Raw genomic sequence first — 14,053 nt, forward strand, 5'->3', positions numbered from 1 at the left:
TGATCCAGGCCTGGTCGCGAAATCAGCGATCCGGCAAGGTGATGTTCAGCTCCAGAATCGAGCAGCTACCCTGGTTTTCCAGCTCGATATGCACATCATCGTTGCCGATGTTCACATATTTGCGGATCACTTCCAGCAGTTCTTTCTGCAGCGCTGGCAGGTAGTCCGGTTCGCTGCGTTGGCCGCGCTCGTGCGCCACGATGATCTGTAGACGCTCTTTCGCTACCGACGCGCTGGTCTGTTTCTGTCTGCCACGAAAGAAGTCAAAAAGGTTCATGGTTTACTTGCCTCCAAACAGGCGCGCGAAGAATCCTTGCTTCGGCACTTCGATGAACCGCAGGGGCTTTTCTTTGCCCAGCAGACGGTCGACGGTATCGCTATAGGCCTGGCCGGCATCGCTCTGGTCGTCGAGGATGACCGGGATACCCTGGTTGGAAGCCTTGAGCACTGCCTGGCTCTCGGGGATCACACCCTTGAGCTTGATCGCCAGGATCTCTTCGACGTCGGCGATGCTCAGCATTTCGCCCTTTTCCACGCGCTCCGGGTGGTAGCGGGTGATCAGCAGGTGTTCCTTGATCGGCTCTTCGCCGTTCTCGGAGCGGCGCGACTTGCTCGACAGGATGCCCAGCATGCGGTCGGAGTCTCGTACCGAGGATACCTCGGGGTTGGTGACCACGACGGCTTCGTCGGCAAAGTACATGGCCAGGTGGGCGCCTTTCTCGATACCGGCCGGCGAGTCGCAGATGACGAAGTCGAAGTCTTTCTTCAGCTCCATCAGGACCTTTTCCACGCCTTCCTGGGTCAGCGCGTCCTTGTCACGGGTCTGGCTGGCGGCCAGCACGTACAGGTTCTCGAGGCGCTTGTCCTTGATCAGGGCCTGTTGCAGGTTGGCTTCGCCGTTGACCACGTTGACGAAGTCGTACACCACGCGGCGTTCGCAGCCCATGATCAGGTCGAGGTTACGCAGGCCCACGTCGAAGTCGACGATGACGGTCTTGTGGCCACGCAGTGCGAGGCCGGTACCAATGGCGGCGCTGGTAGTGGTCTTGCCCACACCCCCCTTGCCGGAAGTAACCACGATAATCTTGGCCAAGGTGTTTCACCCCTAAAATAATCGGGACACACGTCCCTGCAAAAATACAAATAAATGGCAACGGTAAGAAAAGTTGCACTAAAAATGCTGGCAAGTATCCGTTAAAGACGGGTGATGTTCAACACGTCGCCAGACAGGCTGACTTGCACGCCGGTACCCCACAGCGGGTCGCGGCGCAGGTCCTCGCAGACCTTGTACTGGCCGGCGATGGAGACCATTTCGGCGGTCATCTGCTGACAGAAGATACGTGCCTTGGTATTGCCTTTGATGCCGGCCAGGGCGCGGCCGCGCATGGCGCCGTACACATGGATGTTGCCATCGGCCAGAAGTTCCGCCCCCGGGCTGACCGAAGCGGTCACCACCAGGTCACCGCCCTGGGCGTAGATCTGCTGGCCGCCACGTACTGGCGCAGTGATGATGCGGGTCGGGCGCACCTCGGGTTCGAGGATTGGTGGCGGGACAGGGGCTGGCTCTGGCTTCTTCACCTCGGGTTCGGGCTCCAGCGGCCGCTCGCGCGCGCCGGATGGCGGTAGCACCGGCAGGTCGATGGCAATGGCGGCGGCGATGTCCTCGATGCGGTTGGCACGGATGGCCAGGGTACGCAGGCCGTGGTGGCGGCAGATCCGCATCAAGCCGGGCAGGTCGATTGCCCCCTCGTCGGCCGGCAGCTTGTCCAGCGCCAGCACCAGTGGCGTGTTGCTGAAGAAGTTCGGTGCCTGGGCGACTTTGGCCGCCAGTTGGCGGTCGAGGGCTTCAAGGTCATTGCGCGCCAGCTCCAGCACTGTAATGGCGAGCATGCTGCCCTTGAGCTGGAACACGGAGGCGGTGTCGGGTGTGTGGTTTGGGCTCATGGTCTGCATAGACGGCTTGTTGCGAAAAAAGTGCCCTGACTTATAACGATAAGACCGGTTGCCCGCAACATGCGCTGATCCGTTGTAGAATGCGCGGCCTTTGTCTTTCCGGAAGCTTCAATGGAACGCCCGCGTTTTCGTCCCTATTTCCTTCACCCACGTTTCTGGGGCCTGTGGCTGGGCCTGGGCCTGCTGTGGCTGCTGGTCCAGTTGCCGTACCGGGTCCTGTTGAAAGTCGGTGCCGTGCTGGGAGCGGTGATGTACCGCTTTGCCGGTGAGCGGCGGCGCATTGCCGCGCGCAACCTGGAGCTGTGCTTCCCGGAGCTGTCGGTCGACGAACGGCAGCGCCTGCTCAAGGCCAACTTCGCCTCCACCGGTATCGCCTTCTTCGAAATGGCCATGAGCTGGTGGTGGCCCAAGGCCCGGCTGGCGCGCCTGGCCCATGTCGAGGGGCTGGAGCACCTGCAGGCCGCCCAGCAGGCGGGGCAGGGGGCCATTCTGATGGCGGTGCACTTCACCACCCTGGAGATCGGCGCCGCACTGCTGGGCCAGCATCACACCATCGATGGCATGTACCGCGAGCACGGCAACCCGCTGTTCGACTTCATCCAGCGCAGCGGCCGCGAGCGGCATAACCTCGACTCGCTGGCGGTGGAGCGCGAGGACGTACGCGGCATGCTCAAGCTGCTGCGTTCGGGCCGGGCGATCTGGTACGCACCCGACCAGGACTACGGCGCCAAGCAGAGCCTGTTCGTGCCGCTGTTCGGCATCCCGGCGGCGACGGTGACCGCTACCACCAAGTTTGCCCGGTTGGGCAAGGCGCAAGTGATACCGTTCACCCAGAAGCGCCTGGAGGATGGCAGCGGCTATCGCCTGGTGATCCACCCGCCGCTGGCGGATTTCCCCGGGGAGAGCGAAGAGGCTGACTGCCTGCGAATCAACCAGTGGGTGGAAAGCGTGTTGCGCGAATGCCCCGAGCAGTACCTGTGGGCGCATCGCCGTTTCAAGTCGCGACCCGAAGGGGAGCCGCGGCTGTATGACAAGAAAAAGCGCTGAATTTTGTTTTGCCTGTGCCGGCCCTTTCGCGGGTGAACCTGCTCCCACAGGTATTGCACAGCCTTCAAGGCCGGTGAAGAACCTGTGGGAGCGGGTTCACCCGCGAAAGGGCCGGCACTGACAGCACATCAACCCCAGGAAGGACTCCTATGCCCCCACCCCCGGTAACCGGTCTTATCCTTTCTGGCGGCGGCGCCCGCGCCGCCTACCAGGTGGGCGTGCTGGCCGGCATTGCCGAGTTGCTGCCCGCCGGCGCGCACAATCCGTTCCCGGTCATCGTGGGCACCTCCGCCGGGGCCATCAACGCCGTCACCCTGGCCAGCGGCGCCACCCATTTCAGCGACGCCGTACAACGGCTCACCGCCTTCTGGCAGAACTTCCGCAGCCACCTGGTCATCCGCAGCGACTGGCCCGGTGTGGTCCGCCAGGCCAGCCGCTTCGTCGCCCACAACCTGCTGGGCGTGGGTGGCCCGGCGCCAGTGGCGCTCCTGGACAGCAGCCCATTGCGCGGCTTGCTGCAGGCGCACCTGAACCTGGACGGTATCGCCCACTCCCTGGCCGCCGAGCAACTGCGCGCCGTCGCGGTGACCGCGTTTGGCTACGAGTCCGGCCAGGCGGTGACCTTCTACCAGGGCCGCGGCACCATCGAAGCCTGGTTGCGCCATCGCCGTATCGGCATGCCCACGCCATTGACCATCGATCATCTGCTGGCCAGCGCGGCCATTCCGTTGCTGTTCGCCCCGGTGCGGCTGGGTGATGAATATTTCGGCGATGGTGCGGTGCGCCAGTCGGCACCGATCAGCCCGGCCCTGCACCTGGGCGCCAGCCGGGTACTGGTGGTCGGGGTCAGCGGCAACCCGCAGCGGCCGGCGCCACCGCTGCCGACCCAGCGGGTGTTCAGCGGGCAGCAGCCGAGCCTGGCGCAGATCGGCGGGCACATGCTCAACAGTACGTTCATTGACAGCCTGGAAGACGACATCGAGCTGCTGCAGCGCCTCAACCACCTGAGCCACCTGTTGCCGGCGCACCTGGACGCCCGGCGCCTGGGCCTGGCGCCGATCGACGTGCTGGTGGTGGCGCCCAGCCAGCCGCTGGACGAGATTGCCGCGCGACATCGGCGCGAGTTGCCGGCGGCTTTGCGCATGTTCCTGCGTGGGCCGGGGGCGACGCGTACCAGCGGGGCGGGGGTGTTGAGCTATTTGCTGTTCGAGGCCAGTTACTGCAGCGAGCTGATAGAGCTGGGGCGAAAGGATGCCTTGGCCAAGAAACGGGAGCTTTGTCAGTTCCTGGGGATTTGATATTGCTTGTGTCGGCCTCTTCGCAGCACAAGGCTGCTCCTACCGAGTAGCGCGTCGCCTTGTAGGAGCAGCCTTGTGCTGCGAAGAGGCCTGGCCGGCCTACTCGGCTATCTGCAACTTGCGCGCCTGGGTATAAACGTACCGCACCTTCTCGTACTCGAACGGCGAGTTGAGCTGGCCATAGCGGAATTTGGTGCTGTAGCGCTTGTCCACCACGCGTAGCACGGAGATTTCCGGGTGGTCGCTGCTGGCTTCGGCCACGTTCAGGTAGTTGATCGCCTGTTCGCCTGCATAGTCCACCACCAGCCCGGTGGTATCGCGCAGGTTCGAAGGCCCCAGCACCGGCAGCATCAGGTACGGCCCGTCCGGTACGCCATAGAAGCCCAAGGTCTGGCCAAAGTCTTCACTTTGCCGCGGCAGGCCCATCTTGGTTGCCGGGTCCCAGAGCCCACCCACGCCGATGATGGTGTTGAACATGAGCCGCGCGGTGATCTCGGCCGAGCGCTTGGCCTTGAGCTGCAACACGCTGTTGAACAGGTTCGGCACGTCGCCCAGGTTGTTGAAGAAGTTGGTCACCCCGGTGCGCACGAAGCGCGGGGTGACGTATTGGTAGCCGCTTACCATCGGCAGCAGCACCCATTGGTCCAGACGGTAGTTGAAGTGATAGACGCGCCGGTTGATCGACTCCAGCGGGTCGTACACGTTCAGCGCTTGCAGGGTGGAGCGCTCGAACTCGCGCTGGTCCAGCCCCGGGTTGAATTTCAGCTCACGCAGCGGGTCGAGGAAACCATCGGTCTCGGGCGCCAGTGGCGCTTCGGTGACTTGCGGGTCGGCCTCGACCACGCTGGCCCGGGGGGCGGTTTCGGCAGCCAGGGCGTGGCCGGCGGCGAACAGGGCAGTGGCGAAGAGGAGTTTGTTAACCACGGAAGAACTCCAGCATGGCGTCACTGTTGACGCGGTAATTGAGGTTGCCGCAATGGCCGCCATGGGGGTAAAGGGTCAGACGCTCACCGAACACCTTGCGCAGGAAGCCGATGTCACCAGGGCCGAGGATGACGTCGTCGGCGTTGTGCATCACGGCGATCTTGTCGCTGCTGCTCAGGTAATCTTCAAGTGCATACAGGCTGACCTGGTTGACCAGTTGCAGGATGCTGTTGCCGTCGGTACGGGCGCGCCACATGGGGATAACCTGCTCGGTCATGTAGCAGTCGAAGTCGCACTGCAGGGCACGCTTGAAGAATGGCGTGAGGCTGCTGCCCTCGGTGATCGGGAACTTCGGCGGAATGATCAGGCCGCGGCGGTTGATCAGGTCGGAGGTAAAGGCAATGTCGGCCGCCGAGAAGCGGAACGAGGTGCCGATCAGCATGGCCATCTGCTCGTTGGACAGGTGCTGGCGCGACTGCTGGAAGTCGTACAGCAAGGCCTCATTGAGGTCGATGTAGCCCTTTTCCTGGAAGTAGCGGGTCAGCTTGGCCAACATCAGCTCGTAGAAGGTGGTGCTGCGGTCGATGCCCTTGACCTGGGTCTGCACCAGCTTGTCCAGGTTGTTGATCGAGGTGTACAGGTTGACCGGCGGGTTCAGCAGCAGTACGCGCTTGAAGTTGAAGCTGCGGCGGGTTTCGTCCAGGTGGCTGACAAAGGCAGCGTCGAGTGCGCCCAGGCTGTAGCCGGTGAGGTAGAACTCGCTGATTGGCAGGCGCGGGTGCTGGGCGCGCACGGCCTGCATCACCCGGTACATGTCTTCGGCATCCTCCTGGCTGACGCCTGGGGTGGCGAAGCGCGAGGCGGCGCTCATGAAGTCGTAACTGGTTGGCGACGACAGCTGCACCACGTGGAAGCCGGCCTGGTAGAACAGCTTCTTCAGGTATTCGTTGATGCTGCTGGTGTAGGGCGCACCGGTGCCGGCGATGATGAAGATCAGCGGCGCCTCGCGGTCCTGGCGGGCAAGGCGGTACTTGAGCTTTTTCACCGCCCAGAAATTGTCCGGCAGAGTGAATTCACGGTCCGGGCGCAGGTTGAGGCTGTAGTCGGACTGGTTGATTTCGTCATCTTCGGGCAGGGTGGGGCGCTGGTCCGGTGGCGTGGTGGCGATGGTTGCCTCGAACGGGTTGGTCAAGGGAAAACCATAGCTCGCGGCGTCGATATCCCGCGCCGAAGCGGCCACAGCCATGAGCAGGCCACCGAGCAAGGCAGCGAGGCGCAAAGATCGAAGCATGTAATCCCCCAAAAGAACGCAAGGTCGAGCAGTGTGCAGGCTAGGACCACAACGGGCCGGGCAAAGTTGCCAGGTGCGGTGGTCTTTGGTGTGCTTGTTATCTGCAACATAGCTGCAGGGAGGTGATTTTGCCTTACAACTGGGCATAAGCGATCATGGATGCTTTCGATTACCGCTATTGGAGAGCTGGATGTCTCGTTCGCTGCCGGCTGCGCTGCTTGTGCTGTTTCTGGGGCTCTGGCTTGCTGCCAGTTATGGTGTGCGCTATGGGCTGATGGAGGACGGGCAGTGGGTGGGGCTGTGCACGGCGCCGGCGGCGTACTGGCAGTGTGAGGTGCGGTCGTTGCTGGGGTTGGGCATTCATCACCAGGTGATGGCCTGGGGCGGGCTGGCGCTGGCGCTGCTGGCGCAGGTCATTGCCGGCCGTGGCGGCTGGTGGCTGGCGGTGGTGGCGTTGGTGTTCGCGGTGCCGGCACTGGTGCTGTATACCGCCAGCATTGCCGTGTTCGCGCTGGTGCTGGCGGGGTTGCGGTTGGTCAGGTCGCCGGATCAAGGCTGAAAGGGGCCGCTTTGCGGCCCATCGCAGGCAAGCCAGCTCCCACAGGGACCGCGCCGATTCCATAGGTAGCATAACTCCTGTGGGAGCTGGCTTGCCTGCGATGGAGCGCGAAGCGGTCCCAAGGATATCAGGCCGGGCGCAGCCGCAAGCTCCGCCACAAGGCCGCGGTCATCAGCACACTGACCACTGCCCATCCCCAGGCCTGTTGGTTCTCCAACCCTTCCACAAACAACTGCGGCGCCACCCCGGCACCGACGATGAACGCCAGTAACGCCACCTCCGCACGCCGCGCCCGCACCGGCCACACTGCAAACACCAGCGCCGGCAACGCCAACGCCGCGCTGGGGAAGCTGCGGTAGCGTGGGTCGAACACCATCGCCAGCATGCTCACCGCCGCGGCAAAACCCGCCGCCAGCAACAGCCAGCCGGCCCGCGCCTGCAACCAGGCGTACAGGCGCTCGCGCCAGCCCGCGCGCCGTGCCAGGGCCAGCACGGCATGGGCCAGCACCAGCAGGTTCAGTCCTGCCAGCAGCACCGCCCACAGCCACTCCCCGGCAAAACGCGCATGGGTGCGCATCAGCTCGCCCCAGAGCCCCAGGCAGCCTGCCCCAAACGCTGCCAGCAACGGCAGCAGCATGGCTGCCGCCGGGGTGGCGGGGCGCCCGGCAAGCATCAGCATCACCACCGTCAGCACGGCACTGGCCAGCAACCACTGCGGCCAGTAAGGCAGGTTGCTCACCGGCCCTTCGAGTATGCCCTTGTCCTGCCGGTCGGCATCGTAAAGCCCCCAGTAACCACCAACCGCCCCTTCATTGGCGCGCTTCCATGGCTGGTCGAACGCCTCGATCAGGTTGTAGTGCCAGCCGTTGCTTTCGGCCATGGCCACAAACCCGCGAATGAAACGCGCCTCGTTGACCCGGCTGGGCTGTGCGGTTTCGCGCTGGCGGCCTTCGCTGGGCCAGCCGGTTTCGCCGATCAGAATGTCCTTCGGCGCGAAGCGCGTGCCGAACACCCGGCGCACATCGGCGACGTGGGCCAGGGCTTCGTCGATGCCCCGCGGGTCGTCTTCCCAGTAAGGCAGCAAGTGAATAGTCAGGAAGTCCACCGCAGGCGCTACCTGCGGGTGCTGCAACCAGAATTCCCACACATCGGCGTAGGTTACCGGCACCTTGACCTGGCTTTTCACCCGTGCGATCAGCGTGGCCAGGTGTGCGCCGGTCACCTCCTTGCGCAGCAGCGTCTCGTTGCCGACGATCACCGCACTGACCACGTCGGGGTTGGCATTGGCGGCGGCGATCAGTAGCTCGATTTCTTTCTCGGTGTCGGCCGGGTGGGCGTTGACCCAGGCACCCAGCATCACTTTCAGGCCATGCTTGCGTGCCAGCGCCGGGATTGCTTCAAGACCGGTCTGGGAATAGGTACGGATGCACTGGAAACGCTCGGCCAGCAACGCCAGGTCGGCATCCATGCGGGCCGGGCGCAGGCGCAACGGCTGGTCGTAGGGCGACTGGTCCTTGTCGAACGGGGTATACGAGGCGCATTGCAGCTTGTGCGTCGGGCTGGCCGCGTCCGGCAGTTGCACCGGCTTGCCAAGCCCGTACCAGAGCCCTCCGAGCCCGAGCAGGGCGAGCAGGCAGGCAAGCAGGTACAACGGCAGCAGCAGGCGGGTAGAACTGGGCATCGGGCGGTCCATCGTCAGGCGCAAAAGGGTAGATAGTAGCCCGGCGCCAAACTTTTGGCATGCAAGGATCGCGCAGGGCGGCATAGGCCGATGGCGCTAATGGCATAGTGCTGTCGCATATGGGGCGGATATAGGTCGTAGCTGGAGCAGGTCGACTGTTGTTGCAGGACCATGATGCAAATTCCGAGACCTGACGAGGGGATGCTTTGATGGCTGCTAATACAAAAATGCGACGTTTCCTGGGTGTGGGCACTGCCATGGTACTGGCCATGGGCGCGGCACAGGCAATGGCCAAAGAAGTCAGCATTGGTTACGTGGATGGTTGGGCTGACAGCGTGGCGACCACCAACGTGGCTGCCGAAGTGATCAAGCAGAAACTCGGCTACGACGTGAAGTTGCAGGCCGTTGCCACCGGGATCATGTGGCAGGGCGTGGCCACCGGCAAGCTCGATGCCATGTTGTCGGCCTGGTTGCCGGTAACCCATGGCGAGTACTGGGCCAAGAACAAGGACAACGTGGTCGACTACGGCCCGAACTTCAAGGACGCCAAGATTGGCCTGATCGTCCCTGAGTACGTCAAGGCGGTGAGCATCGCCGACCTCAAGACCGATGACACCTTCAAGCAGAAGATCGTCGGCATCGACGCCGGCTCCGGCGTAATGCTCAAGACCGACCAGGCCATCAAGGACTACGACCTGACCGGTTACAAGCTGCAGGCCAGTTCCGGCGCGGCGATGACAGCAGAACTGGGCCGTGCCTATGCCAAGCAGCAGTCGATCGCGGTGACCGGCTGGGTACCGCACTGGATGTTCGCCAAGTGGAAGCTGAAGTTCCTCGAAGACCCGAAAGGCGTGTATGGCGCCGCGGAAACCGTGAACAGCATCGGCAGCAAGGAACTGGCCACCAAGGCCCCGGAAGTGGCGGAGTTCCTGAAGAAGTTCAACTGGCAGTCGAAGGACGAGATTGGCGAAGTGATGCTGGCTATCCAGGAAGGCGCCAAGCCTGAAGCGGCGGCCAAGGACTGGGTGGCCAAGCACCCTGATCGCGTGAAGGAGTGGACGGGCAAGTAACACCCGTTCCGTTGTAGGAGCAGCCTTGTGCTGCGAAGAGGCCGGTGCAAGCTGCGAAGATTCGGGCAGCCTGTACCGGCCTCTTCGCAGCACAAGGCTGCTCCTACAGGGATATGTGCAAGCTGTTTTGTTGCGTGATCCGTAAAACACCGTTGCATCTAAGACTAAGGTCGTCTGGTTGGCGTCCGATAGCCGCATAAAGTAAGGGTCGTGGGTTCCACCCCTATCTGTGCTGCTAGGACAAAAACAATGAACGACAGCATTTACCTCTCGATACAAAACAGCCCCCGCTTCAAGGAGCTGGTCACCAAACGCGAACGGTTCGCCTGGATTCTCTCGGCGATCATGCTCGGCCTGTACTGCGCCTTCATCCTCCTGATCGCCTACGGTCCTCAGATCCTGGGCACCAAGCTCAGCCCTGAGTCGTCGATTACCTGGGGCATCCCCCTGGGCGTCGGCCTGATCGTCTCGGCATTCGTCCTGACCGCCATCTACGTACGCCGCGCCAACGGCGAATTCGATGAGCTGAACAAGGCCATCCTGAAGGAGGCGCAACAATGATTCGCCACGCCAAAGCCCTGGCCGTACTGGCCTGCGGAGCCTTCGCACCCGCCGTGTGGGCCGCCGATGCCCTGACCGGCGAGGTGCAGAAGCAACCGCTGAACGTCTCCGCGATCGCCATGTTCGTGGCCTTCGTCGCGTTCACCCTCGGCATCACCTACTGGGCCTCCAAGCGCAACAAGTCGGCGTCGGACTACTACGCCGCCGGTGGCAAGATCACCGGTTTCCAGAACGGCCTGGCGATTGCCGGTGACTACATGTCGGCCGCCTCGTTCCTGGGTATTTCCGCACTCGTGTTCACCTCTGGCTACGACGGCCTGATCTACTCGATCGGCTTCCTGGTCGGCTGGCCGATCATCCTCTTCCTGATCGCCGAACGCCTGCGCAACCTGGGCAAGTACACCTTCGCCGACGTGGCCTCGTACCGCCTCGGGCAGAAGGAGATCCGCACCCTGTCGGCCTCCGGTTCGCTGGTGGTGGTGGCGTTCTACCTGATCGCGCAGATGGTCGGTGCCGGCAAGCTGATCGAGCTGCTGTTCGGCCTGGACTACCACGTGGCGGTGATCCTGGTGGGTATCCTGATGTGCCTGTATGTACTGTTCGGCGGCATGCTGGCCACTACCTGGGTACAGATCATCAAGGCCGTGTTGCTGCTGTCCGGTGCCAGCTTCATGGCGCTGATGGTGATGAAGCACGTTGGCTTCGACTTCAACACCCTGTTCTCCGAGGCAATCAAGGTGCACGCCAAGGGCGAGGCGATCATGAGCCCGGGCGGCCTGGTCAAGGACCCGATCTCGGCATTCTCGCTGGGCCTGGCGTTGATGTTCGGTACCGCCGGCCTGCCGCACATCCTGATGCGCTTCTTCACCGTCAGTGACGCCAAGGAAGCGCGCAAGAGCGTGCTGTACGCCACCGGCTTCATCGGCTACTTCTACATCCTCACCTTCATTATCGGCTTTGGCGCCATCCTGCTGGTCAGCACCAACCCGGACTTCAAGGACGCCGCTGGCGCCCTGCTGGGTGGCAACAACATGGCAGCGGTGCACCTGGCCAACGCCGTGGGTGGCAGCGTGTTCCTCGGCTTCATCTCGGCTGTTGCCTTCGCCACCATCCTGGCGGTGGTCGCCGGCCTGACCCTGGCCGGTGCCTCGGCGGTGTCCCACGACCTGTACGCCAGTGTATGGCGCAAGGGCAAGGCCAACGACAAGGACGAGATCCGCGTGTCGAAGATCACCACCGTCGCCCTGGGCGTACTGGCGATCGGCCTGGGTATCCTGTTCGAGAAGCAGAACATCGCCTTCATGGTCGGCCTGGCGTTCTCCATCGCGGCCAGCTGCAACTTCCCGGTACTGCTGCTCTCGATGTACTGGAAGAAGCTGACCACCCGCGGTGCGATGATCGGCGGCTGGCTGGGCCTGGTGAGCGCGGTGACGCTGATGATCCTCGGCCCGACCATCTGGGTGCAGATCCTCGGCCACGAGAAGCCGATCTACCCGTACGAGTACCCGGCGCTGTTCTCGATGCTGATCGCCTTCGTCGGTATCTGGTTCTTCTCGGTCACCGACAAGTCCAAGGCTGCCGAAGACGAACGTGCGCTGTTCTTCCCGCAGTTCGTGCGTTCGCAGACTGGCCTGGGCGCTTCGGGTGCTGTTTCGCACTGATCCTTCCGGCAATGAAAAACCGCGCTTCGGCGCGGTTTTTTTGTGTTTTCGCCGCTAGATCATGCCTAGCAGCAACAAAACCAGCAGAACTACCAGCACCACGCCGATGATGCCGGACGGGCCATAGCCCCAGCTGCGCGAGTGCGGGAAGACCGGTAAGCCACCAATCAGCAGAAGGATCAGGATGATGATGAGAATCGTTGTCATGACGGAGTCCTTGCGTGGTTGAGGGTCAAGGGCCTCGGACTGCTGGCCTCTTGTAAATAAGGACTGGTGGTGAGTGTCAAAGATTCCATTTGTGTAGGGCTTGTACCGGCCTCTTCGCAGCACAAGGCTGCTCCTACAGGTGTGTGCGGTCCCTGCAGGAGCAGCCGGTGCAGGCTAACCACACAGTCATGCCCGTCCATTCACTACCCTGATGAACCCTGCCTGCCCACCAGGCCTTGATTAGACTGGTTGCACAACCCATCAGAACAAGGCCAGTCACCATGCAAAACCGCATCATGATTACCGGCGCCGGGTCCGGCCTCGGTCGCGAGATCGCCCTGCGCTGGGCGCGTGAGGGCTGGCGCCTGGCGCTGGCCGATGTCAACGAAGCCGGCCTGCGCAAAACCCTGGAGCTGGCCCGCGCAGCTGGCGGCGAAGGCTTTGCCCAGCGTTGCGACGTGCGCGACTACAGCCAGCTCACCGCCCTGGCCCAGGCCTGCACCGAGCAGTTCGGTGGTATCGATGTGATCGTCAACAACGCCGGCGTCGCTTCGGGCGGGTTCTTCGCCGAACTGTCGCTGGAGGACTGGGACTGGCAGATCGCGGTCAACCTGATGGGTGTGGTCAAGGGCTGCAAGGCCTTTCTGCCGCTGCTGGAGCGCAGCAAGGGGCGAATCATCAACATCGCCTCGATGGCTGCGCTGATGCAGGGGCCGGGCATGAGCAACTACAACGTGGCCAAGGCCGGCGTACTGGCCCTGTCGGAAAGCCTGCTGGTCGAGCTACGCGAACTGGAAGTGGCGGTGCACGTGGTGTGCCCGTCTTTCTTCCAGACCAACCTGCTGGACTCGTTCCGCGGGCCGAACCCGGCGATGAAAGCCCAGGTTGGCAAGCTGCTTGAAGGCTCGCCGATCAATGCGGCGGACATCGCCGAATACATCCACCGGCAGGTTGCCGCTGGTGAGTTCCTGATCCTGCCCCATGAGGCCGGGCGCCAGGCCTGGCAACTGAAGCGTCAGGCACCTGAGCGGCTGTATGACGAGATGGCTGAGATGGCGGTGAAAATGCGGGCCAAGGCTCAGTCGCGATGATTCGTCTGTAAGGAAAGTTACCGGCAGATGTAGGGTGCTTCTGAATCACGGTAGAACTATTGAGTAGCCCTATGCCGTCAAGGCAGGCTCCGGTTTTCCCTTTCGCTGGAGGAACGGAGCATGCTGGTAATAGGGCGCGAAGTGGGAGAGATCATCGTGATTGGTGATGACATTCGGATCATGGTCGTGGAAACGCGGGACGGGATGGTGCGCTTTGGCGTGGATGCACCGCGGCAAGTGCCGGTGCATCGGGCCGAGGTGTACAAGCGCATCAAGGAAGGGCAGCAGGCCAAGGCCCGCAGGGTTTGATGTTGCCTGTGCCGGCCTCTTCGCGGGCACGCCCGCGAAGAGGTCAGATCTGTTGGTCGAGCAGCTCGCGGGGCACATCATGCTTGGCCAGCAACTGGCACTGCTGGCTTTCCGGGTCGAAAAGGATGAACGCCTGGCCCTTGGCCAATGCCTGGCGCACCCGCAGCACGCGGGTTTCCAGCGGGGTGTCGTCGCCGTTGTCGGTACCGTCGCGGGTGACGAAGTCCTCGATCAGTCGGGTCAGGGTTTCGGCTTGCAGTTGGTCGTAGGGGATCAGCATGGTGGCGTTGCCTAGGGTCTTGGTGGGGGCATGCTACGCGAAACATTCGGGATTTTGGGGCCGCGTTGCGGCCCAATCGCCGGCAAGCCAGCTCCCACAGGGACAGCACAAAGCCTGGGCC

General features: G+C 62.9%; 16 protein-coding genes. 8 read left to right on the top strand and 8 right to left on the bottom strand.

Going from position 1 to position 14,053, the window contains the following annotated elements; all coding sequences use genetic code 11:
- Window positions 1-22: 22 nt before the first annotated feature.
- The 3 genes from minE to minC all read right to left on the bottom strand — a co-directional run bounded on the left by minE (window position 23) and on the right by minC (window position 1,953).
- Window positions 23-277, bottom strand: coding sequence for a cell division topological specificity factor MinE (gene minE, locus ACK56M_RS07055; protein WP_003252572.1), 255 nt, complete (start codon window positions 275-277; stop codon window positions 23-25).
- 3 nt (window positions 278-280) lie between these two features.
- Window positions 281-1,093: a septum site-determining protein MinD gene (gene minD, locus ACK56M_RS07060; RefSeq protein ID WP_013971423.1), complete on the bottom strand. Its 813-nt coding sequence runs from the start codon at window positions 1,091-1,093 to the stop codon at window positions 281-283.
- A 101-nt stretch (window positions 1,094-1,194) separates the two neighbouring features.
- A complete protein-coding gene (gene minC, locus ACK56M_RS07065; protein ID WP_023660587.1) occupies window positions 1,195-1,953 on the bottom strand; it encodes a septum site-determining protein MinC in 759 nt (252 codons plus the stop codon).
- Between the two features lie 111 nt (window positions 1,954-2,064).
- On the opposite strand from minC, the gene ACK56M_RS07070 reads away from it, so the two are divergent.
- On the top strand, window positions 2,065-3,000 hold the full coding sequence (locus ACK56M_RS07070; protein ID WP_015269282.1) for a lipid A biosynthesis lauroyl acyltransferase: 936 nt from the start codon (window positions 2,065-2,067) through the stop codon (window positions 2,998-3,000).
- Window positions 3,001-3,149: 149 nt separating this feature from the next.
- Entirely contained in the window at window positions 3,150-4,298 is a 1,149-nt protein-coding gene (locus ACK56M_RS07075; RefSeq protein WP_015269283.1) for a patatin-like phospholipase family protein, read from the top strand.
- Between the two features lie 99 nt (window positions 4,299-4,397).
- Here the strand turns inward: ACK56M_RS07075 and ACK56M_RS07080 are convergent, their stop codons facing one another.
- Entirely contained in the window at window positions 4,398-5,141 is a 744-nt protein-coding gene (locus tag ACK56M_RS07080) for a VacJ family lipoprotein (RefSeq protein WP_043936071.1), read from the bottom strand.
- A 73-nt stretch (window positions 5,142-5,214) separates the two neighbouring features.
- The gene (locus ACK56M_RS07085; RefSeq protein WP_003260096.1) at window positions 5,215-6,513 is read right to left on the bottom strand and encodes a hypothetical protein; all 1,299 of its coding nucleotides are present in this window, start codon (window positions 6,511-6,513) and stop codon (window positions 5,215-5,217) included.
- Between the two features lie 190 nt (window positions 6,514-6,703).
- Between ACK56M_RS07085 and ACK56M_RS07090 the strand changes: the two genes are divergently transcribed.
- Complete coding sequence (locus ACK56M_RS07090) at window positions 6,704-7,072, top strand: hypothetical protein (RefSeq protein ID WP_280167802.1); 369 nt, start codon at window positions 6,704-6,706, stop codon at window positions 7,070-7,072.
- A 127-nt stretch (window positions 7,073-7,199) separates the two neighbouring features.
- Here ACK56M_RS07090 and ACK56M_RS07095 read toward each other — a convergent pair whose 3' ends face one another.
- On the bottom strand, window positions 7,200-8,765 hold the full coding sequence (locus tag ACK56M_RS07095) for a beta (1-6) glucans synthase (protein ID WP_411959317.1): 1,566 nt from the start codon (window positions 8,763-8,765) through the stop codon (window positions 7,200-7,202).
- Window positions 8,766-8,962: 197 nt separating this feature from the next.
- Here ACK56M_RS07095 and ACK56M_RS07100 point away from each other — a divergent pair, with 197 nt between their 5' ends.
- From ACK56M_RS07100 to ACK56M_RS07110, 3 genes are all read left to right on the top strand, one after another.
- Window positions 8,963-9,823 (top strand): glycine betaine ABC transporter substrate-binding protein, encoded by an 861-nt coding sequence (locus ACK56M_RS07100; protein WP_054573879.1) that lies wholly within the window; start codon window positions 8,963-8,965, stop codon window positions 9,821-9,823.
- A gap of 249 nt (window positions 9,824-10,072) precedes the next feature.
- Complete coding sequence (locus ACK56M_RS07105) at window positions 10,073-10,384, top strand: DUF485 domain-containing protein (protein WP_003260090.1); 312 nt, start codon at window positions 10,073-10,075, stop codon at window positions 10,382-10,384.
- Window positions 10,381-12,045: a cation acetate symporter gene (locus tag ACK56M_RS07110; RefSeq protein WP_013971432.1), complete on the top strand. Its 1,665-nt coding sequence runs from the start codon at window positions 10,381-10,383 to the stop codon at window positions 12,043-12,045. The genes ACK56M_RS07105 and ACK56M_RS07110 overlap by 4 nt, the downstream gene beginning before the upstream one ends.
- 54 nt (window positions 12,046-12,099) lie before the next feature.
- Here ACK56M_RS07110 and ACK56M_RS07115 read toward each other — a convergent pair whose 3' ends face one another.
- Entirely contained in the window at window positions 12,100-12,252 is a 153-nt protein-coding gene (locus ACK56M_RS07115) for a DUF3309 family protein (protein WP_013971433.1), read from the bottom strand.
- A gap of 281 nt (window positions 12,253-12,533) precedes the next feature.
- Between ACK56M_RS07115 and ACK56M_RS07120 the strand changes: the two genes are divergently transcribed.
- Both ACK56M_RS07120 and csrA read left to right on the top strand, forming a co-directional pair.
- Complete coding sequence (locus tag ACK56M_RS07120) at window positions 12,534-13,343, top strand: SDR family oxidoreductase (protein WP_015269287.1); 810 nt, start codon at window positions 12,534-12,536, stop codon at window positions 13,341-13,343.
- 120 nt (window positions 13,344-13,463) lie between these two features.
- Window positions 13,464-13,652, top strand: a complete 189-nt coding sequence (gene csrA / locus ACK56M_RS07125) for a carbon storage regulator CsrA (RefSeq protein WP_003259056.1) — start codon at window positions 13,464-13,466, stop codon at window positions 13,650-13,652.
- 43 nt (window positions 13,653-13,695) lie between these two features.
- On the opposite strand, the gene ACK56M_RS07130 is transcribed toward csrA, so the two are convergent.
- On the bottom strand, window positions 13,696-13,932 hold the full coding sequence (locus ACK56M_RS07130) for a YheU family protein (RefSeq protein WP_015269288.1): 237 nt from the start codon (window positions 13,930-13,932) through the stop codon (window positions 13,696-13,698).
- Between the last annotated feature and the right edge of the window lie 121 nt (window positions 13,933-14,053).

This window comes from Pseudomonas sp. s4 (genome assembly GCF_046764235.1).
GTDB classification, from domain to species: domain Bacteria; phylum Pseudomonadota; class Gammaproteobacteria; order Pseudomonadales; family Pseudomonadaceae; genus Aquipseudomonas; species Aquipseudomonas asiatica.

What these genes read in the sequence shown, in the direction of transcription:
- minE (WP_003252572.1), bottom strand. Translation starts at nt 277, where the DNA reads ATGAACCTTTTTGACTTCTTTCGTGGCAGACAGAAACAGACCAGCGCG.
- minC (WP_023660587.1), bottom strand. Translation starts at nt 1,953, where the DNA reads ATGCAGACCATGAGCCCAAACCACACACCCGACACCGCCTCCGTGTTC.
- ACK56M_RS07070 (WP_015269282.1), top strand. Translation starts at nt 2,065, where the DNA reads ATGGAACGCCCGCGTTTTCGTCCCTATTTCCTTCACCCACGTTTCTGG.
- ACK56M_RS07075 (WP_015269283.1), top strand. Translation starts at nt 3,150, where the DNA reads ATGCCCCCACCCCCGGTAACCGGTCTTATCCTTTCTGGCGGCGGCGCC.
- ACK56M_RS07085 (WP_003260096.1), bottom strand. Translation starts at nt 6,513, where the DNA reads ATGCTTCGATCTTTGCGCCTCGCTGCCTTGCTCGGTGGCCTGCTCATG.
- ACK56M_RS07090 (WP_280167802.1), top strand. Translation starts at nt 6,704, where the DNA reads ATGTCTCGTTCGCTGCCGGCTGCGCTGCTTGTGCTGTTTCTGGGGCTC.
- ACK56M_RS07095 (WP_411959317.1), bottom strand. Translation starts at nt 8,765, where the DNA reads ATGGACCGCCCGATGCCCAGTTCTACCCGCCTGCTGCTGCCGTTGTAC.
- ACK56M_RS07100 (WP_054573879.1), top strand. Translation starts at nt 8,963, where the DNA reads ATGGCTGCTAATACAAAAATGCGACGTTTCCTGGGTGTGGGCACTGCC.
- ACK56M_RS07105 (WP_003260090.1), top strand. Translation starts at nt 10,073, where the DNA reads ATGAACGACAGCATTTACCTCTCGATACAAAACAGCCCCCGCTTCAAG.
- ACK56M_RS07110 (WP_013971432.1), top strand. Translation starts at nt 10,381, where the DNA reads ATGATTCGCCACGCCAAAGCCCTGGCCGTACTGGCCTGCGGAGCCTTC.
- ACK56M_RS07115 (WP_013971433.1), bottom strand. Translation starts at nt 12,252, where the DNA reads ATGACAACGATTCTCATCATCATCCTGATCCTTCTGCTGATTGGTGGC.
- ACK56M_RS07120 (WP_015269287.1), top strand. Translation starts at nt 12,534, where the DNA reads ATGCAAAACCGCATCATGATTACCGGCGCCGGGTCCGGCCTCGGTCGC.
- csrA (WP_003259056.1), top strand. Translation starts at nt 13,464, where the DNA reads ATGCTGGTAATAGGGCGCGAAGTGGGAGAGATCATCGTGATTGGTGAT.
- ACK56M_RS07130 (WP_015269288.1), bottom strand. Translation starts at nt 13,932, where the DNA reads ATGCTGATCCCCTACGACCAACTGCAAGCCGAAACCCTGACCCGACTG.